Annotated in this window: 17 protein-coding genes; 5 read left to right on the forward strand and 12 right to left on the reverse strand. The window is 67.1% G+C overall.

The window, feature by feature from the left end:
* The first annotated feature begins 158 nt into the window (after positions 1 to 158).
* Genes QRN63_RS12785 through QRN63_RS12795 form a run of 3 tightly spaced genes read left to right on the forward strand, consistent with a single transcriptional unit; the run spans position 159 to position 1,643 of the window.
* Positions 159 to 485 carry an ArsR/SmtB family transcription factor gene (locus QRN63_RS12785; RefSeq protein ID WP_267316802.1) on the forward strand — a complete coding sequence of 109 codons (327 nt, stop codon included), beginning with the start codon at positions 159 to 161 and terminating at the stop codon, positions 483 to 485.
* A complete protein-coding gene (locus QRN63_RS12790) occupies positions 472 to 999 on the forward strand; it encodes an SRPBCC family protein (protein WP_285031074.1) in 528 nt (175 codons plus the stop codon). Before QRN63_RS12785 ends, QRN63_RS12790 begins: the two co-directional genes overlap by 14 nt.
* A gap of 8 nt (positions 1,000 to 1,007) precedes the next feature.
* Positions 1,008 to 1,643 (forward strand): flavodoxin family protein, encoded by a 636-nt coding sequence (locus tag QRN63_RS12795; protein WP_285031075.1) that lies wholly within the window; start codon positions 1,008 to 1,010, stop codon positions 1,641 to 1,643.
* On the opposite strand, the gene QRN63_RS12800 is transcribed toward QRN63_RS12795, so the two are convergent.
* From QRN63_RS12800 to QRN63_RS12815, 4 genes are all read right to left on the reverse strand, one after another.
* Positions 1,627 to 3,003, reverse strand: coding sequence for an FAD-containing oxidoreductase (locus QRN63_RS12800; protein WP_285031076.1), 1,377 nt, complete (start codon positions 3,001 to 3,003; stop codon positions 1,627 to 1,629). The two genes, QRN63_RS12795 and QRN63_RS12800, sit on opposite strands and share 17 nt — an antisense overlap.
* The gene (locus QRN63_RS12805; RefSeq protein WP_267316798.1) at positions 2,990 to 3,493 is read right to left on the reverse strand and encodes a DUF4126 family protein; all 504 of its coding nucleotides are present in this window, start codon (positions 3,491 to 3,493) and stop codon (positions 2,990 to 2,992) included. Before QRN63_RS12805 ends, QRN63_RS12800 begins: the two co-directional genes overlap by 14 nt.
* 62 nt (positions 3,494 to 3,555) lie before the next feature.
* Positions 3,556 to 4,425, reverse strand: a complete 870-nt coding sequence (gene hisG / locus QRN63_RS12810) for an ATP phosphoribosyltransferase (protein WP_267316797.1) — start codon at positions 4,423 to 4,425, stop codon at positions 3,556 to 3,558.
* Positions 4,422 to 4,703 carry a phosphoribosyl-ATP diphosphatase gene (locus QRN63_RS12815; protein WP_029118502.1) on the reverse strand — a complete coding sequence of 94 codons (282 nt, stop codon included), beginning with the start codon at positions 4,701 to 4,703 and terminating at the stop codon, positions 4,422 to 4,424. Before QRN63_RS12815 ends, hisG begins: the two co-directional genes overlap by 4 nt.
* A 162-nt stretch (positions 4,704 to 4,865) precedes the next feature.
* On the opposite strand from QRN63_RS12815, the gene QRN63_RS12820 reads away from it, so the two are divergent.
* The gene (locus tag QRN63_RS12820) at positions 4,866 to 6,266 is read left to right on the forward strand and encodes an HNH endonuclease signature motif containing protein (RefSeq protein ID WP_285031077.1); all 1,401 of its coding nucleotides are present in this window, start codon (positions 4,866 to 4,868) and stop codon (positions 6,264 to 6,266) included.
* Positions 6,267 to 6,399: 133 nt separating this feature from the next.
* On the opposite strand, the gene QRN63_RS12825 is transcribed toward QRN63_RS12820, so the two are convergent.
* The 4 genes from QRN63_RS12825 to metH form a co-directional block, all read right to left on the reverse strand.
* Positions 6,400 to 7,365, reverse strand: a complete 966-nt coding sequence (locus tag QRN63_RS12825; protein WP_285031078.1) for a hypothetical protein — start codon at positions 7,363 to 7,365, stop codon at positions 6,400 to 6,402.
* A gap of 194 nt (positions 7,366 to 7,559) precedes the next feature.
* Positions 7,560 to 9,014, reverse strand: a complete 1,455-nt coding sequence (locus QRN63_RS12830) for a sugar porter family MFS transporter (RefSeq protein WP_267316794.1) — start codon at positions 9,012 to 9,014, stop codon at positions 7,560 to 7,562.
* A gap of 79 nt (positions 9,015 to 9,093) precedes the next feature.
* The gene (locus tag QRN63_RS12835) at positions 9,094 to 9,759 is read right to left on the reverse strand and encodes an HAD family hydrolase (protein WP_267316793.1); all 666 of its coding nucleotides are present in this window, start codon (positions 9,757 to 9,759) and stop codon (positions 9,094 to 9,096) included.
* Positions 9,760 to 9,764: 5 nt separating this feature from the next.
* The gene (gene metH / locus QRN63_RS12840; RefSeq protein ID WP_285031080.1) at positions 9,765 to 13,529 is read right to left on the reverse strand and encodes a methionine synthase; all 3,765 of its coding nucleotides are present in this window, start codon (positions 13,527 to 13,529) and stop codon (positions 9,765 to 9,767) included.
* Between the two features lie 246 nt (positions 13,530 to 13,775).
* On the opposite strand from metH, the gene QRN63_RS12845 reads away from it, so the two are divergent.
* Positions 13,776 to 14,654, forward strand: a complete 879-nt coding sequence (locus QRN63_RS12845) for a PAC2 family protein (protein ID WP_064857742.1) — start codon at positions 13,776 to 13,778, stop codon at positions 14,652 to 14,654.
* Here QRN63_RS12845 and QRN63_RS12850 read toward each other — a convergent pair.
* From QRN63_RS12850 to QRN63_RS12865, 4 genes are read right to left on the reverse strand one after another with little or no spacing between them, the layout of a single operon-like run.
* Positions 14,651 to 16,072, reverse strand: coding sequence for a DUF1254 domain-containing protein (locus tag QRN63_RS12850; RefSeq protein ID WP_285031083.1), 1,422 nt, complete (start codon positions 16,070 to 16,072; stop codon positions 14,651 to 14,653). The genes QRN63_RS12845 and QRN63_RS12850 overlap by 4 nt on opposite strands.
* Before the next feature lie 2 nt (positions 16,073 to 16,074).
* Positions 16,075 to 16,950 (reverse strand): SDR family oxidoreductase, encoded by an 876-nt coding sequence (locus tag QRN63_RS12855; RefSeq protein WP_285031085.1) that lies wholly within the window; start codon positions 16,948 to 16,950, stop codon positions 16,075 to 16,077.
* Between the two features lie 30 nt (positions 16,951 to 16,980).
* Positions 16,981 to 18,231 (reverse strand): cysteine--1-D-myo-inosityl 2-amino-2-deoxy-alpha-D-glucopyranoside ligase, encoded by a 1,251-nt coding sequence (gene mshC, locus QRN63_RS12860; protein ID WP_285031087.1) that lies wholly within the window; start codon positions 18,229 to 18,231, stop codon positions 16,981 to 16,983.
* Positions 18,232 to 18,251: 20 nt separating this feature from the next.
* Positions 18,252 to 18,830 carry a tRNA-specific adenosine deaminase gene (locus QRN63_RS12865; protein ID WP_267316788.1) on the reverse strand — a complete coding sequence of 193 codons (579 nt, stop codon included), beginning with the start codon at positions 18,828 to 18,830 and terminating at the stop codon, positions 18,252 to 18,254.
* Positions 18,831 to 18,874 lie beyond the last annotated feature (44 nt).

The raw sequence follows: 18,874 nt of genomic DNA on the forward strand, positions 1-18,874 counted from the left end.
ACTCGATGACGCAACGCGCCGAATATGTACAGGCTACAAGCACCCAAAGGCCGCATCCGGCAGCAATTTCCGCCGGGAAGCGACGTCGATTGGAGCTACTACCGCGGTACTGTTTATATTCGCTTGCATCTATATAGATGGTGAGACATACTGTACTCATGGACGTCTTCGAGGCGGTCGCCGAACCGAACCGGCGCGCTCTGCTCGACGTACTCGCCGAGGGCGAACGCACCGCGGGTGAGCTGGTCGCCACCCTCCCCGGCCTGACCCAGCCGACAGTGTCCCGGCACCTCCGGGTGTTGCGCGAGGTCGGACTGGTCGAGGTTCGGCCCGACGCCCAACGACGCATCTATGCGCTGCGCGCCGACGGTCTGGTCGCGATGGATCAGTGGATCGAGCGCTACCGCCGCTACTGGACCAACCATCTGGATGCTCTTGAGCGTCATCTGGATTCGACATTCGAGGAGAAACATGGCAACCGATGAACTCGAGGGCGTCGTCACGGTCGACGGTGACCGCGCAACGCTGACATTCGAGCGGCGACTGCGCCATCCCGTCGAGCGGGTGTGGGCCGCGATCACCGAACCCGCACATCGCGACGTCTGGATGGGCAAGACCGTCATCGACGGCCGCGAGGGCGGCGCGATCGAGACAGTCGCCTCGGGACCGCCCGTGCCACCGGACATGAAGCGCATGACGGGCCGCATCCTGGTCTGGGATCCGCCGCACGTGTTCGAGCACGAATGGCACCAGCAGATCGTCGAACCCGGCGTCGTCCGCTACGAACTCACCGCCGACGGTACCGGCACCCTGCTCCGGATGACCCATCGCGGCCTCGGCGTGCCCAACGCGAACGGATTCCGGCCCGGCACACAGGCATTCCTCGACCGGCTGCAAGCGCTGCTCGACGGCACTCCCCTGCCCGGCTGGCTGGAGCGATACGCCGAGATCGCCGGCCACAGCCCGCTCGACGCCCCACCCGCAAGCCCAAATACCTAGGAGAACTCATGTCGGACAACAACTTTCACGCAGCCCCTGCCGTGGTCGTCGCCTACCAGTCCGGGTTCGGCCACACCGCGTTCCTCGCCGAGGCCGTCGCCGCCGGCGCCAGGTCGGCGGGCGCAGCGGTCACCTTGGTCCGATTGAGTGATGTCACCGAAGACGACTGGCAGACACTGGACATCGCCGACGCGATCATCTTCGGCACCGCCACCTACATGGGCAATGTGTCGGCGGCGTTCCAGACATTCGCCGAGCAGACGGGTCGCCGCTGCCAGGAGGGCAGCTGGCGCGACAAGGTCGCCGCCGGATTCACCAACTCCGGCTGCAAGAGCGGCGACAAGCTCAATTCACTTGTCTCACTGGCGGTATTCGCCGCCCAGCATCACATGCACTGGGTCAACCTGGGCCTCGGCCCGGGCTGGAATCACTCCACCGCAAGCGAGGACGAACCGAACCGGCTGGGCTTCTGGCTGGGCGCCGCGGCGGCGACCGACGTCGACGCCAACCCGCACGAGGTGCACCCGTCCGATGTCGCGACGTGTGAGCACCTGGGGCGGCGTGTTGCCGAAGTCACCCGTCAGCTGATTGCCGGACGCGCTGCGGCACAGGCTGTTACGGAACCCGTTACTGCAGGGGCTTGAGCCCCTCGAGCATCGTGGGCACCAGCTCGGACACGGTCGGGTGGATGTGCACGGTGTGCGTCATGGTGGTGTACGGAGCTTTCGCGGCCATCAGATCGAGGATGCAGTGGACCACCTCGTCACCACCGACACCAAGGATGGACGCGCCGAGAATCTGATTCGTCTCGGCGTCGACCAGGACCTTCATGAAGCCCTGCGTCTCCCCCTTTTCGACCGCCCGGCCGACGCGGGTCATCGGGCGCTTGCCCACCAACGCTTTTCGTCCTGATGCCCGGACCTGGGCCTCGGTCATCCCGGCCCGCCCGAGCGGCGGATCGATGTACAGCGCATAGGTGGGAATGCGGTCACTGACCCGGCGCGGTTCGTTGTCGAGCAGGTTCGCCGCGACGATCTCGAAGTCGTTGTACGACGTATGGGTGAACGCGCCCTTGCCGTTACAGTCGCCCATGGCCCAGATGTGGTCGACGGTGGTCCGGAGCTGATCGTCGACGGTGATGTATCCGCGGGAGTCGGTTGCCACGCCGGCCTTTTCGAGGCCGAGATCGTCGGTGTTGGGTACCCGGCCGACGGCGACCAGCAGATGTGAGCCCGACACGACGGCGCTGCCGGTGCTGACCGCCACCCCGTCGCCGTCCTTGGCCACCCGAATATCGCTGGCGCCCAGATGTATTGCGATGCCCTCGCGCTCCAGGATGTCCTTGATGGCGGCGCAGACGTCGTCGTCCTCGCGCGAGGCCAGCCGTGGTCCCCGTTCGACCACCGTGACCTCGGCGCCGAACCGGCGGAACATCTGCGCGAACTCCAGCCCGATGTAGCTGCCGCCGATGATCACCAGATGCTCTGGCACCGTCTCGAGTTCGAGGATGCCGACGTTCGTGAGGTAGTCGACGTCGGCCAGACCGGGGATGTCCGGGGCCGTCGCGCGGCCGCCCGTGTTGAGGAAGATCTGCTCACCGGTGATCCGTTGGTCACCCACCTGCAGCGTGTGCGGGTCCAGAAAACGTGCGTGGCCGCGCAGCAGCGTGCAGCCGTCCATTCCTTCGAGCCAGCTTTCGACGCCCTCGCGGTCCGCAGTGACGATCCCGTCCTTGCGGCCCTTGACTTTTGCCATGTCGACGGTGACATCGCCGGTACCGATGCCGTATTCGGCACCGCGGCGGGCCAGGTGTGCGGCGTGGGCACTGGCGACCAACGTCTTGGTCGGGATGCAGCCGTAGTTCACGCAGGTGCCGCCGACGAGCTTGCGCTCGATGACGGCGACGGTCTGGCCGGCTTCGGCGAGTCGGCCGGCCAAGGGCGGTCCCGCTTGTCCCGCGCCGACGATCACCGCGTCGAACGCGATGGCCTCAGACGACGACATACGGACCGATGGCGCTCAGTGCGACGGCCGCTATCGCGAAGCCACCGCCGACCGCAAGGACGTCCTCGGCGAGCGCTACCGGTAGATCGTGTCCGCCGTTGCGCGCCACCAGGATTCGGCGCGCGTGAAAGCCTGCCAGCGTCCCGATGACGGCGCCGATCATGCCGCCGCCCATACCGATGAACGTGTGGTGCCACCCGGCGCCGATGACCGCGCCGGCGAACGCACCGGTGAGCAACCGGGCCCCGAACTGCGACGGCACTGTTCGCGCCGGAGTCTTCGGCAACTGATCGGTGATCAACTCGACCACCAGCAGGATCGTCAGCACCGTCACCGTGATCCAGTTGCCGACCCATTCGGCCCAGGTACCCACCAGCGGCAGCCAACCGAGCTTGGCGCCCCAGGCCACCACCGCGGGCGGCGTGAGCGCCCGCAGGCCCGCAACCACACCGATGAGTAAGGCGAACAGCAGAACCAGCGCTTGCGTCACGTGACCCTCCAGTCAGGAAGTGCAGATTGCAGAACCTACGGGGACGCTAACACCGCTATCGGTCAGAAGCGACAGAACCGGATATCGGACGCCAGGATCGCCTTGGCCCCGATGCCGGTCAGCTCGTCCATGATGGCGTTGACCTGGCGGCGCGGCACCAGCGCGCGCACGGCAACCCAGTCGGCGTCCGCCAGCGGCGCGATGGTCGGCGATTCGAGGCCCGGCGTGATGGCCGTCGCCTGCTCCAAAACGCTACGCGGGCAGTCGTAGTCGAGCATCAGGTACTGCTGTCCGAACACCACACCTTGAATGCGGGCCGCAAGCTGATCGCGCGCCGGGTCGGGCGTCGCGTCGGCGCGCTCGATCAACACTCCCTCCGAATCACACAGCGACTCTCCGAAGGCCACGAGGTTGTGCAGCGCCAGGGTTCGCCCGGAGCCGACGACATCGGCAATCGCATCGGCGACGCCGAGTTGGATCGAGATCTCGACCGCGCCGTCCAGGCGGATCACGGTAGCCTCAATCCCCTTGTCGGCCAGGTCTTTCCGGACCAGGTTCGGGTAGGCACTGGCGACCCGCTTGCCGGCGAGGTCCGCGACCGTCCAGTCCCGGCCCGCGGGTGCGGCGTACCGGAACGTCGACGATCCGAAGCCCAGGGCGAGCCGCTCACTGACGGGCGCCATCGATTCGGCGGCCAGGTCGCGGCCGGTGATACCGAAGTCCAGCTGCCCGGACCCCACGTAGATGGCAATGTCCTTGGGCCGCAGGAAGAAGAACTCGACCTTGTTCACCGGGTCGACGACCGTCAGATCCTTGGGATCGGTGCGGCGGCGGTATCCGGCTTCGGACAGGATGTGAGCGGCCGACTCGCTGAGCGCGCCCTTGTTCGGGACGGCGACGCGCAGGAGGCCGTTGGACGATGCGCCGGTCACAGCTTGCCGTACACGTCGTCGAGGGTCAGTCCGCGCTTGATCATCAGTACCTGCGTCCAGTACAGGAGCTGGCTGATCTCGCCGGCCAACTCGTCGTCGCTCTCGTGTTCCGCGGCGATCCACACCTCGCCGGCCTCTTCGATGATCTTCTTGCCCAGATGATGCACCCCGGCGTCCAACGCTGCGACGGTTCCGCTGCCGGCCGGCCGGGTCTGCGCTCGCTCACTGAGCTCGGCGAATAGCGCATCGAAGGTCTTCACGGGCTGCAATTGTTTCACGCTGCGGACGCGGGCTGTGCACGCGGCCGCCCACGACCTCACGGCGGGGCAATACGCACGCCCGAAAAAACTTTGGTCACTTTGTTTGCGCTGGTCACAGCAGGTGACTAGAGCCACATTCGTCACAGCGACTTGTCGGAGGTTCGAACTAATGTTCGATGCATGGGAAGGGACCGGGCCACCATCTTCGCCGCCTACGCCGCGGCCAAGGATGTAGTGACCGAGCTCAACGGCTTCGATTACAGCGGCCTGTCGGTCGCCGACCAACTCGAACTGCTCTCCCGCCGTGAGAAGCTGATGCGCCGGTTCCCGGTCGCCGACCATGCCCTGCTGGCCGGCCTGCAAGCCCAAAGCACCCCGAAAGACATCGGCGGGAAAAACTGGGCCGACGTGCTGCGCATCCGGCTGCACATCAGCAGCCAAGATGCGCGGCGCCGGATCCGCCACGGCGAACACCTGGGCCCGCGCACCGGACTGAGCGGAGAAGTTTTGCCGCCCTTGTGGGAGCAGGTGGCCCGCGCCCAGGCCGCCGGGGCACTCAACACCGAGCACATCGAAGTCATCGCCAGCCTGCTGGCCGCACTGCCGTTGTGGGTCGACCTGACCACCACCGGCCAGTGCGAACAGTCGCTGGTGGCCGGGGCGCAGCACCAGACGCCTGAGGAACTACGCGCCGCCGCGAAAAAGCTTATGGACGCCCTCGATCCCGACGGACCCGAACCCAACGACGACGAGCCGCACCCCAAACGCGCCATCAATCACGGCAAGCAACGCGCCGACGGCACCAGCGAAGTGAACGGCACCGTCGACGCCGAGACCCGCGCCTACTGGGACGCCATCAACGACAAATGGGCCGCCCCCGGCATGTGCAACCCCGCCGACCCACAACCCTGCATCTCCGGCACACCCACCCAGGAACAGATCGCGAACGACACCAGGACTGCCGCGCAGCGCCGCCATGACGCCTACAAGATGGTGGGCCGCATGATCCTGCAATCGCGCATGCTCGGCGAACTCAACGGGCTCCCGGTCACCGTGGTCGCCAACGCCACGGTCACCGACCTGCAACGCGGCGCCGGCCTCGCCATCACCCACACCGGCACCAAACTGCCGATCCGGGACCTGATCCGCATGGCCGGCCAGGGTGCCCACCACTATCTGACGGTGTTCGACCAACACTCCAGCATTCCGCTGTACCTGGCCCGGGCCCGCCGCACCGCCACACCGGGCCAACGCCTCGCGTTGTTCGCCGCCCACCTGGGCTGCACCCGACCCAACTGCACCGCCCCCGCCTCCCGATCCCAGGCCCACCACCTGATCCCCTGGAAACACGGCGGCCGCACCGACATCACCAACCTCACCCTGGCCTGCGGCTGCGACAACCGCCTCGCCGACACCGGCGGCTGGACCACCACCATGGGCCCCGACGGCCGCACCCACTGGACCCCACCACCACTACTGAACGTCGGCCAACCACGAACCAACCAATACCACCACCCCACGCTCTATCCCGCGGAGAGCGGAGATGATGACGACGGCGAAAATGGCAGTCCCGCAAGCTGATCCGGCACCCCGCCACGGCACCCCAAGCCGCGACGACAGTGCCGCACGAGCCGCGACGACTCACCCGCTGGGGACGCGACGTGAGGTGTCGCGAGCCACCGATGCCACGTGCGCGGGGAACGACAGCCAGCGGCTAGGAGCCGCCCTTACTTCCATTGCCCGGCCGGCCGGTGTTGCCCGACGAGTCATCATGCGAAGAATTCTTGTTGTGCGACAACGACTTTGTAGGGTCAGACTTTCCAGGGTCGGACTTTCCAGTGCCGGCTTTGCCGCCACGGCCGACCCGGATATCGGGAGCGCTCACCTGATTCGGGGTCGGACGCCCCTTCGCCTTGCCGTTGTCAGTCCCGCCGGCACCCGCCCCGTCAACGGCTGCGGCGACGGCCAATGGCGAGGCCGCCGGTTTCTGATTCTTCGGCGTGAACCCCCGCGGCGCCTTGATGGGGGCGTTCACGACGTCGGGACCGGTGGGCACTGCGTCTGCCGCAATTGCGGTCGGGCCTGGCGCAGCCGCACCGGGCGCAACGGTTTTCGCGGCGGCCGGGCTCGCCGCCACAGGGAAGAGGCCGAACAGCGGCGCGAAGAACTGCTGCACGCTCTCGACGACGTACATGATCGGCGCCACCACGAAGATGCCGAAGAAGATTGCGCCGACCAGGAAGAACGGACCTACGACAGAGTTGTTGACCAGTGGGCCGACGAACGACCAGAACGCCGCTCCGATCGCCGAGCCGATATCGGAGATGATCGGTATCCCCGCCAACGGCGTGGGCGTGGCCGCCAGCGGCGTGGGCCCGGCTGGTCCGCTAGTCGGAGCGCCGTATGTCGAGGCGAGCGGTATCGGCGTGGCGGGTGGTCGGCCCGCGGAAGTCCCAGCGGTCGGCGTTGCCGCGGCAGCCCCGAATTGCGCGGCCGCTGCGATGAACTGGTCGAGCGCGGCCCATTGCGCCGCCATCGACGTATTCGACGTATTGATAGCCGCTACTCGGACAGCACTGACGTCGACATTGGAAACACGCGCCAGAGGGGCCGCGCCGACGAAACCGAATACCACGACGCCGGCGGTGGTGACCGCGCCAGCGACGTTCAGACGAGCCACACAACGAGAGCGAGCGTTGACCATTGCGCACCCCTTCCATGAAGGAGCGTCAGAACCACGGCAGCACCAACGCTCACCGCCGATAATTATCTCGCACGTCAATAGTGCACGGCATCAGCCATCTGGTGGAGATTGAGGGCGCCCGGGGCCGAATTCAGCCTGTCACTGCGCAGATGCCCGGGACGGCCGGAAACTCACTTTGCCAGCAGCTCGGCGTGCATATCCTCCAGCGCAACACCTTTGGTCTCGCGAACCCATTTGGCGACGAACACCAGCGACAGGAACGCGCACAGCGCATAGAAGCCGTACGCGACGCCGAGCATGCTGCGCAGTTCGGGGAAGGTCACGGTGATCGCCCAGTTGGCGACCCATTGACCGGCGGCGGCCAGCCCCAGCGCCGCGGCGCGGATGCGGTTGGGGAACATCTCCCCCAGCAGCACCCACACCACCGGCCCCCACGACATGCCGAACGCGACCACGAACAGATTGGCGGCGACGAGGGCGACGGGCCCCTCCACGCCGCTGAGTTGCGGCACGCCGTTCACCTGCGGGGCGGTCCCGAAGATGACCGCCATGGTGGCCAGCGTCAGTGTCATGCCGGCCGAGCCGATGAGCAGCAGCGGCTTGCGGCCGATCTTGTCGATCAGCATGATCGCGATCACCGTCGTCAGGATGTTCACCACCGAGGTGATGACGGTGATCAGGAACGACGAGCTCTCGTCGAAACCGACGGCCTCCCACAGCACGTTGGAGTAGTAGAAGATCACGTTGATACCGACGAACTGCTGGAACACCGAGAGCGCCAGACCGACCCAGACAATGCCGTAGAGACTCAGGGGTCCGCCGCCGGGCTTGCACATGTCGCGCCAGGTGGGCTTGTGTTCGGACTCGAGCGTCTGCTGGATGCGACCGATCGTGATCTCCAGGTTCTTCTCCCCCAGCAACGTCGTGAGAACCTTGCGCGCTTCGGGAATCCGGTGCGTGGCAACGAGATAGCGTGGCGACTCGGGAATGGTGAAGGCAAGCAGGCCGTACACCACGGCGGGGATGGCCATCAGGATGAACATCCAGCGCCAGGCCTCCAGGCCCAGCCACAACATGCTGCTCGCCCCGCCGGCCAAATGCGCCAGCAGCGCATCGACCGCCAACGAGAGGAAGATGCCGCTGACGATGGCCAACTGCTGCAGAGAGCCGAGGCGGCCGCGGATGCTTGCCGGCGAGGTTTCGGCGATGTAGGCCGGAGCGATCACCGATGCGATGCCCACTCCGAGACCCCCGACGACGCGGAACGCAACGAGCACCCAGATGTTCCACGCCAGCCCGGCCCCGATGGCGCTGATCAGGAACAGCAGGGCGGCCAGCTTCATCACGGTGAGCCGTCCGACCCGGTCGGCCAGCCGCCCGGCCGTCATGGCACCAACGGCCGCACCGAGCAGCGCCGAGGCCACCGCAATCCCCAGCGACTTGTCGTCGACTGCGAAGTGCAACTGGATGGACTTCACCGCGCCGTTGATGACGGCGCTGTCGTAGCCGAACAGCAGGCCGCCGAGCGCGGCTACCGACGCGATGCGCACCGCACTGCGACCGGAGTCGAACTCCTCGTCGTCAAAGATCGCCGTTGTGTCGTCACCGATCGGGCCATGGGACATCGGACGTCCTTTCCGCAACGCTGCGTGGGGTGCGTCAACAATTGCACAGCAGGGCGCGCTGCAGGGCCAGAACCGGCGGCTACGAACACATTTCGGTGTAGATGTCGCGAAGGTCGGCGACCCCGAGCCCGGCGAGCGATTCGATATGCCGGCGGCGCGGTCCGTCGGGCACCGCGACATCGTTGGGAACCACCAGCACGACGCAGCCCGCGGCGTCCGCGGATTGCGCACCGGTCACCGAATCCTCGATCGCCAGGCAGTCCTCCGCAGCGACGCCGAGCAGTTCGGCGGCCCGCAGGTACGGAGCCGGATGGGGCTTCCCGTCGGGCACCTCGTCACCGCAGACCGTGACCGTGAAGTAATGGCTGCCAATGGTTTTGAGCGCCTGCTCGGTCAAGGTGCGCCGAGTGTTGGTCACCAGCGCCAGCGGAATCTCGCTCGCGGCCAGGGTTTCCAGCAACTCCTGCGCACCGGGGCGCCAGGGCAACCCCTGCTCGAAGAGCTCACCGGTGTAGTCGTGCAGCCAGTCCGCGGACTCGGCCATGGACTCCGGCGTCGGGTCCAGGCCGAGGTCGTCGTAGACGATCCGCATGACGTTCTCCGCCGAGCCGCCGACCGTCGTCTCCCGCACGGCGTCGGTCAGCACCCCGCCCTTCTGGGCATAGAAGGCGTGCATCGCGACGTCCCAGAGCTTTTCGGAGTCGACGAGCGTGCCGTCCATGTCGAACAGGACAGCTTTGAACATCTACTTCAGTCCTCCGGGTTGTAGCCGAGGTTGGGGGCGAGCCAGCGCTCGGCTTCCTTCAAGGTCCAGCCCTTGCGCCGCGCGTAGTCGGCGACCTGGTCCTGGGCCAGGCGGCCGACCACGAAGTACTGCGACTGCGGGTGCGAGAAGTACCAGCCGCTGACGGCGGCGCCGGGCCACATCGCCATCGACTCGGTGAGCTCGATGCCGGTCCGCTCGGTGACGTCGAGCAGCGAGAACAGCGTCGTCTTCTCGGTGTGCTCGGGGCAGGCCGGGTAGCCGGGCGCTGGGCGGATGCCGACGTACTTCTCGCCGATGAGCGCCTCGTTGTCGAGTTGCTCGTCGGGCCGGTATCCCCAGAACTCCTCGCGGACCCGCTGGTGCATCCGCTCGGCGAACGCCTCCGCGAGCCGGTCGGCTATCGACTCCAGCAGGATGGCGCTGTAGTCGTCGAGGGCGGCCTTGAACTCCGCGATCTTGTCCTGGCTGCCGAGTCCCGCCGTGACGGCGAACGCGCCGACGTAGTCGGCCAGACCAGTGTCCTTGGGCGCGACGAAGTCGCCCAGCGACTTGTTCGGGATGCCGTCGCGGTGCTCACCCTGCTGACGCAGGTTGTGCAGCGTGGTGAGCACCTCGGTGCGGGTCTCGTCGGTGTAGACCTCGATGTCGTCACCGACGGCGTTGGCCGGGAAGAAGCCGATCACGCCGTTGGCGCGCAGCCACTTCTCCTTGATCAGGGTGTCGAGCATCTCCTGGGCGTCGTCGTACAACTTGCGAGCCGCTTCACCCGACGCCGGGTTGTTGAGGATGTCGGGGAACTTGCCCTTCATCTCCCAGGCGTTGAAGAACGGCTGCCAGTCGATGTACTCGCGGAGCTCGGCCAGGTCGTAGTCGAGGAACTCCCGGACGCCGACGCCCTGCGCGGGCACCGGCGGCGTGTAACCGTCCCACTCGATCGGCGTGCGGTTGGCGCGCGCCTTCTCGAGCGTCAGCATCGGCCGCTCGTGCTTCTGGGCGTGCCGTTCGCGAAGGGCCGCATAGTCCTTCTCGGTGGCCTCCATCAGCGCCGGACGCTGCTTGTCGTCGAGCAGCGCGGCCGCCACCGGCACCGACCGGGACGCGTCCTTGACCCAGACCACCGGACCGCTGCGGCGCGGCGAAATCTTCACCGCGGTGTGGGCGCGCGAGGTCGTCGCGCCACCGATCAGCAGCGGAATCTCGAGGCCTTCACGTTCCATCTCGACGGCGAAGTTCACCATCTCGTCGAGCGACGGGGTGATCAGGCCGGAAAGTCCGATGATGTCGGCGTTGTGCTCCTTGGCGGCGTCCAGGATCTTCTGGGCGGGCACCATCACACCGAGGTCGATCACTTCGAAGTTGTTGCACTGCAGGACAACGCCGACGATGTTCTTGCCGATGTCGTGGACGTCGCCTTTGACGGTCGCCATCACGATGGTGCCGTTGGTGTCCTTGGCCGCGGCCGTACCGTTCTGTTCCTTCTCCGCCTCGATGAACGGCAGCAGGTAGGCGACGGCCTTCTTCATCACGCGGGCCGACTTCACGACCTGCGGCAGGAACATCTTGCCCGCGCCGAACAGGTCGCCGACGACGTTCATGCCGTCCATCAGCGGTCCCTCGATCACCTCGATGGGCCGCCCGCCGGCGGCGGCGATCTCGGCGCGCAGTTCCTCGGTATCGGCGTCGACGTGCGCGTCGATGCCCTTCACGAGGGCGTGCGTGATGCGCTCGCGGACCGGGAGGCTGCGCCACTGCGCCGCAACCGGATCCTCTTCCTTGCCCTTGGTGTTGAACCGTTCGGCGATCTCCAGCAGCCGCTCTGCCGCGTCCTCGCGCCGGTTCAGCACGACGTCCTCGATGCGGTCCCGCAGCTCGGGATCGATCTCGTCGTACGGAACCAGCGCGCCGGCGTTGACGATGCCCATGTCCAGGCCCGCCTTGATGGCGTGGAACAGGAACACCGCGTGGATCGCTTCGCGGACGGGATTGTTGCCCCGGAACGAGAAGGACACGTTCGAGATACCGCCGGAGATGTGCACCCCGGGCAGGTTCTCCTTGATCCACGCGCAGGCCTCGATGAAGTCGATGCCGTAGGTCGCGTGCTCCTCGATACCGGTCGCCAGCGCGAAGCAGTTCGGGTCGAAGATGATGTCCTCGGCCGGGAATCCGACCTCCTCGGTCAGGATGCGGTAGGCCCGCCCGCAAATCTCCTTGCGGCGCTCCAGGTTGTCGGCCTGGCCCTGCTCGTCGAAGGCCATCACGACAACGGCGGCGCCGTACTTACGGCACAGCCGCGCCTCGCGGATGAACTTCTCCTCGCCCTCCTTCATGGAGATCGAGTTGACGATCGGCTTGCCCTGCACGTTCTTCAGGCCCGCCTCGATGACCTCCCACTTGGAGGAGTCGATCATGACCGGGACACGGCTGATGTCGGGCTCGGCCGCGATCAGCTTGGTGAAGCGATCCATCGCGGCGACGCCGTCGATCATGCCCTCGTCCATGTTGATGTCGATGACCTGCGCACCGACCTCGACCTGCTGCAGCGCGACCGACAGCGCGGTGTCGTAGTCCTCGGCCTTGATCAGGTTGCGGAACCGCGCGGAACCCGTGATGTTGGTGCGCTCACCGATGTTCACGAACAGCGAGTCTTCGGTGATGTTGAGCGGCTCCAGCCCCGACAGCCGGGTCGCGACGGGGATTTCCGGCAGCTCGCGCGGCGCCTTGCCCTCGACGACCTTGGCGATCTCGGCGATGTGCGGCGGCGCGGTGCCGCAGCAGCCGCCCACCAGGTTGACCAGGCCGGCCTCGGCGAACTCCTGGATGTAGCCGGCCTGGCGCTCCGGGGACTCGTCATACTCGCCAAAAGCGTTGGGCAGACCCGCATTCGGGTAGCAGGAGACGAACGTGTCGGCGATGCGCGCCACCTCGGCGATGTACGGCCGCATCTCGGGCGCGCCGAGGGCGCAGTTGAGGCCGACCGCGAGCGGCTTGGCGTGCCGGACCGCATTCCAGAACGCCTCGGTGACCTGACCGGACAACGTCCGGCCCGACGCGTCGGTGATGGTGCCCGAGATGATCAACGGCCAGCGGCGGCCGCGCTCCTCGAACAGCGTCTCGATGGCGAACACCGCGGCCTTGGCGTTCAGCGAGTCGAAGATCGTCTCGATGATCAGGATGTCTGCGCCACCGTCGACGAGGCCGCCCGCCGCTTCGAGGTACGCGGCGACCAGCTGGTCGTAGGAGACGTTGCGGGCCCCTGGGTCGTTGACGTCGGGCGAGATCGACGCGGTCCGCGTCGTCGGCCCCAGGGCGCCGGCGACGTAGCGGGGCTTCTCCGGGGTGCTGAACTCGTCGGCGGCCTGACGGGCCAGGGCGGCGCCGGCGTAGTTCAGCTCGTAGGCGAACTCCGCCATGCCGTAGTCGGCGAGCGAGACCGCGTTCGCGTTGAACGTGTTGGTCTCGAGGATGTCGGCACCCGCCTCGAGGTACTCACGGTGGATGCCCTCGATGATCTGCGGCTGCGTCAGGGTGAGCAGGTCGTTGTTGCCGACCAGATCGCTCGGCCAGTCCTTGAACCGCTCGCCGCGGTAGCCGGCCTCATCGGGGCGGTCGCGCTGGATCGCCGTGCCCATCGCGCCGTCGATGACCATGATCCGCTGACCCAGCGCAGCCGTGAGTTCGGCAGTGCAATCCGGGCGGATGTTCAGCACGAAGGTTTTCACCGGGGCGGCAGTCACATGCGTTCCTTCCATTGCGGAAGGCGTCCTTAACTCTGCCGAGCGTGGCGGACACCGGAGAACCCGGATCCGTTGCAACGCCTCTCGACGCCAAAGAGTCTACGTCGTCAGCTGACAGACGTTCGGACGCCCACGTTGGACAGTCGTCTGTCCAGTGCAGTCACATCACCATGGTAAGCGCGGCCGCCAAACCGGTTTGCCGGCCCGACCCGCCCCCCGGGGTAGCACTCGCGGGTGCCGGTAAGGGCTTACGCTGGCGTTGTGAGCCCGTCCGACCGGCCCCTGCCCCAGGGACTTGACCTGCCCGAACTGCACGATGCCGTCGTCGTCGCGGCGTTCGAGGGGTGGAATGACGCCGGAGACGCCGCCAGTGACGCCCTCGAACACCTCGATGCCATGTGGGAAGCGCGGAACCTCGTCGAGATCGACGACGAGAGCTACTACGACTACCAGGTGAATCGCCCCGTGATCCGCCAGGTCGACGGCGTCACCCGCGAGCTGGTGTGGCCGTCGATGAGCATCTCCCACTGCCGCCCACCGGGCTCGGACCGCGATGTGGTGTTGATGCACGGCGTCGAACCGAACATGCGCTGGCGCACCTTCTGCGCCGAGCTGCTGGCGATCCTGGACAAACTCAACGTGCAGACCGTCGTCATCCTGGGCGCGCTGCTCGCCGACACCCCGCACACCCGCCCGGTGCCGGTGTCGGGCGCGGCGTACTCGGCCGACTCGGCCAAGTTCTTCGGGCTCGAAGAGACCCGTTACGAGGGACCGACCGGCATCGCCGGGGTCTTCCAGGACGCCTGCGTGCAGGCCGGTATCCCGGCCGTCACGTTCTGGGCGGCGGTACCGCACTACGTGTCGCAACCCCCGTGTCCCAAGGCCACCGTCGCACTGCTGCGGCGCGTCGAAGACGCTCTGGACGTCGAGGTGCCCCTCGGCGACCTGCCGGCGCAGGCCGAGGAGTGGGAACAGTCGGTCACGGAAATGACGGCCGACGACGAGGAGATCGCCGAGTACGTGCAGTCCCTCGAGGAACGCGGGGACGCCGAGGTCGACATGAACGAGGCGCTCGGCAAGATCGACGGCGACGCGCTGGCCGCCGAGTTCGAGCGGTACCTGAAGCGCAGAGGCCGTTAGGCCCGGACGGGCTTGGGCGCCTTCCAGGTGCCGTCGAGCGCTTCGGGTTTGGGCCAGTACAACCGCATCGCGACCGAGAACGGTCCGGCCGGGCTGGGCAGCCAGTTCGCTTCACGGCCCGGTCCCGGCGACTTGTTCTGCAGGTTCAGCGTGATGCCGCCGTCGGGGTCTTTGATCAGGGTGGGCAGCATCGACGAGTTGATCAGGTACCGGTTGATGGGATTCGCGACCAGGAGACTCTGCGGCAGCTCGTACATCGTCACCGACCAGAAGGCGTTGACGGGCGGCAGCTGGCCGGGCGCGAACCGCAGCGTGTAGTTGTTGGCACCGGTGAGCGGTGCGCCGGTGCTGTCGTTCGAGAACATCGGATAGATGGCCTCGGCCGCGGTGTTGCCATAGATGCCGAGCACCGCCGCGGCCATTCGGTACAGGTAGTTGCCCTTGAGATCGCTTGCGGTACCGAATAATTGGGCCGACGTCACCTCGCCGGTGTCGAGCTTGTCCTTTTTGAACGTGTCGAACGCGGCCCACGCATCGGCCATCCCGTCCTCGACGGCCTTGCGATTCTCTGGCGTCAGCTTGTCGGCGCGGAAGGTGCCGTCGGGTCCGATGCCGATGGTGGCGAAGCGCTGCCGCATGACCTCCTCGGCGGGCTGGGCCGGCGCGAACTTCATTGCGAAGTTGAGGATTTCGAAGAACTTCGGCGACGTGCGCTCGTCCTGCGCCGACAGCGGGGCGACGAAGTCGATGGGCGGGGCCGGCGGCGGAGGCGGCTGCTTCAGGAAGCCTGACAGCGGCGTCACCTGGTAGCCGGCCTGAATTTTCTTGACGTTCTCGATGTCGGCCGGCCCGAACAGCTGGGTGCGGTACAAGACGAACGCCAGCTCGGTGGAACTGCGGATCACCCGCTCGATGCCCGGCGGCGTCGCGCCGTGCCAATCCGGCCCGGCCAGAAGGTATTTGCCCGCGCCGTTACCAGTGGCGCGGCTGCCGACGTACGCGATGTTGTAGGTGTAGCCGTCGATGAACTGCAGCGAGTAGTAGCGGCCCGGCTCCACTTCCGGGACGCTCAGCACCAGCGGCTCGGCGCGCAGATCGGCCCCCAGGAAGGAGTACGGGGTGTCTGAGTTGGGCGTCTGGATCGCCTTGTCCTCCGGAGTGAAGACGCGCGCGGTGTTGTGGATCTGGTTCCAGGCGCCCTTGTACTCGGGCCCGGCCTTGTCGGCGAAGTACGAGTACTGCACCCGATAGGTGTCGACCATCGGAAACCCGTACGTGTAAGCGGATTTCGCGATGGCCCGCACCTGCTCCGGCGTCGGCGGGGACGACGCGGACGGGCTCGACGACTTCTCGTCCGCACACCCGGTGACCGCCAGCAGCATCGCGACGACGCCCAGGGCGAATAGGCCGGCCCGCATGGTCAGTGCTTGTCGAGCTGCTCGGTGTGCGCGCTGGACGAGCGGCCCAGGGCGGCCACCTCGGCGTCCATCCGGGGCAGCAGATCGGGCACGAACTTGGCCACCGGCACCTCACCGATGCGCGTGGCCAGCAGCGGCCGCAGCCAGCGGAGCGCCCCGACCCAGCCGGGGCAGTTCACCCGGGTCTTGCGTCCCTCGATACCGGCGACGAAGGCCTCGCCGCACTTGTCGACCGAGGTGGTCTTGCTGATGGGCCACGGCAGCTTCGTGAGCATCTCGGCGAACGTCGATAGGTCGGACTTGGTGTCGCGGACCATCGCGGTGTCGATCCAGGACATGTGCGCCGAGCCGACGTCGACGCCGCGGTAGCCGACCTCCAGGCGCAGCGCGTTGGCGAAGTGCTCGACGGCGGCCTTGGAGGCGTTGTAGGGCGCCAGGCCCGGAGCGGCGGTGTACGCGGCCAGCGACGACACGATCAGCACGTAGCCGCGACGGTCGATGACCGACGGCAGCGTGGCGCGCACGGTGTGGAACACCCCGAGCACGTTGATGTCCAGCAGGCGCTTGAAGGCTTCGGGGTCGACCTGCAGCACCGAGCCGTAGGTGGCGATGCCGGCGTTCGCCATCACCACGTCGATACCGCCGAAACGCTCGACGGCCGCGTCGGCGGCGGCCTGCATCGAGGACAGGTCGCGGACGTCGGCGACCACGGTCAGGACGTCGTCACCGAGGGCGGCAGCGGTGGCGTCCAGCGCTGCCGCGTCGACGTCCGTCAGCACCAGCTTGGCGCCCTTGCGGTGCAGCCGGCGGGCCACTTCGGCCCCGACTCCCGCAGCGCCACCGGTGATGAAGACGACTTTCCCGTAGACAGAAGACATGGTCGGAAACGTACTCCCACGACGAAGTGACTAGAGGGTCACCCCGAGCAGCGCGTCGACCGTGTCGGCCACCAACCGCGGCGCCGCGGCGTCATGCCCACCGTACTCGAGCGCGTCCGTCGACCAACCATCAAGGGCGGCAAGGACTTTCGGGGTATCGAGATCATCGGCCAGGTACCGGCGGACCCGGGCGAGCAGATCGGTGGCATCGGGGCCGGCGGGCAGTGCGGTAGCCGCCCGCCACCGCTGCAGCCGCACCTGGGCGGTACTGAGGACCTCGGGGCTCCAGAAGCGGTCGGCGCGGTAGTGCCCGGCCATCAGACCCAGCCGGATGGCGCCCGGGTCGACACCGTCGGCCCGCAGCTGCGAGACCAGCACCAGGTTGCCGCGGCTCTTGCTCATCTTGTGGCCGTCCCAGCCGATCATGCCGCCATGCACGTAGTGCCGGGCGAAACGCCGCTCCCCCGTTACCGATTCGGCGTGCGCGGCGGAGAACTCGTGGTGCGGGAAGGTCAGGTCGCTACCGCCGCCCTGGATGTCGAAACCCGCGCCGAGGCGGTTCAGCGCGATCGCGGCGCACTCGATGTGCCAGCCCGGCCGGCCCGCGCCGAACGGTGACGGCCAGCTCGGCTCGCCCGGGCGCTGCACGCGCCACAGCAGGGCGTCCAGCGGGCTGGCCTTACCGGCGCGGTCCGGGTCGCCGCCGCGCTCGCCGAACAGCGCCAGCATGGTGTCGCGGTCGTAGCCGGACTCGTAGCCGAACTGGGTGGTGGCGTCGGCCCGGAAGTAGACGTCGGGGTACTCGGGGTCGTCGACGACGTACGCCGCGCCGGAGGCCAGCAGCTTCTCGACGAGCTCGACGACCTCGGTGATGGATTCGATGGCGCCGACGTAGTCGTGCGGCGGGAGCACCCGCAGCGCCGCCATGTCCTGCCGGAACAGCTCGGTCTCGCGGTCGCCGAGAGCGCGCCAGTCGATGCCGTCGCGCGCGGCCCGCTCGAACAGCGGGTCGTCGACGTCGGTGACGTTCTGCACGTACTTGACCTCGTGCCCGGCGTCGAGCCAGTACCGGTGCACCAGGTCGAAGGTCAGGTAGGTGGCGGCGTGCCCGAGGTGCGTGGCGTCGTACGGCGTGATCCCACAGACGTACATGGTGGCCTTCGGTCCGGCCGAGACGGGCCGGACCTGACGGTCGGCGGTGTCATAGAGCCGGAGTTCGGGGCCGGCCTGTTTCGGCCGGCCCGGCAGGTTCGGGACGCTGGGCGCCAGCCACGCTCGCATGGCATCGACTTTAGCCGTCGTCAACTCAGCGGAATGTCGCCGCCCGGCTTCAACTCCTGATACTGCTGCGAAAGTTCTTGATACCGCCGAGCGATCCGCGCGATGCGATCGTCCAGCTCGCCGCGGCGCGGTTCCGGTTCGGCAGCGGCAAGGTCGCGAATCCCGTGAGCGGTCCAGAACGCGTTGATTCGTCGATATCCGCCCGGATCCAGACCGAACAGTTCCTTCAGGATTCGGAGATCATGCGGAATCGCGAAGCTGTCCCGCGAATCCTCGTGGCTGAACAGGTAGTAGTAATTGTCGAAACCTGCCCAGGTGATCGCCGACATGCACAGGGTGCAGGGCTCGTGCGTGCTCAGAAACAGGAGGTCATGCGTCGCCGGGCGATCGGCGATCTCGTAGAACCGGTTGAGCGTGTTGATCTCGCCGTGAAAAAGGGGATTGCGCGTTTCCGCGTTGGTGCCCGCCACCACCAACGACAGGTCCGTTTTGCGCAGCAGGGCGGCCCCGAAGACCTTGTTGCCCGCGGCCACGCCCTGCGCGGTCAGCGGAAGAATGTCGGACTCGATCACGTCGAGCAGTCGCGAGACGAGCTCCATGTGAATACTCCTCATCGGTGGTCACGTCGGGCCGGTATCGTCCG

Origin of the sequence: Mycolicibacterium sp. lyk4-40-TYG-92 (genome assembly GCF_030209435.1) — a bacterium.
In the GTDB taxonomy this organism is placed as follows: domain Bacteria; phylum Actinomycetota; class Actinomycetes; order Mycobacteriales; family Mycobacteriaceae; genus Mycobacterium.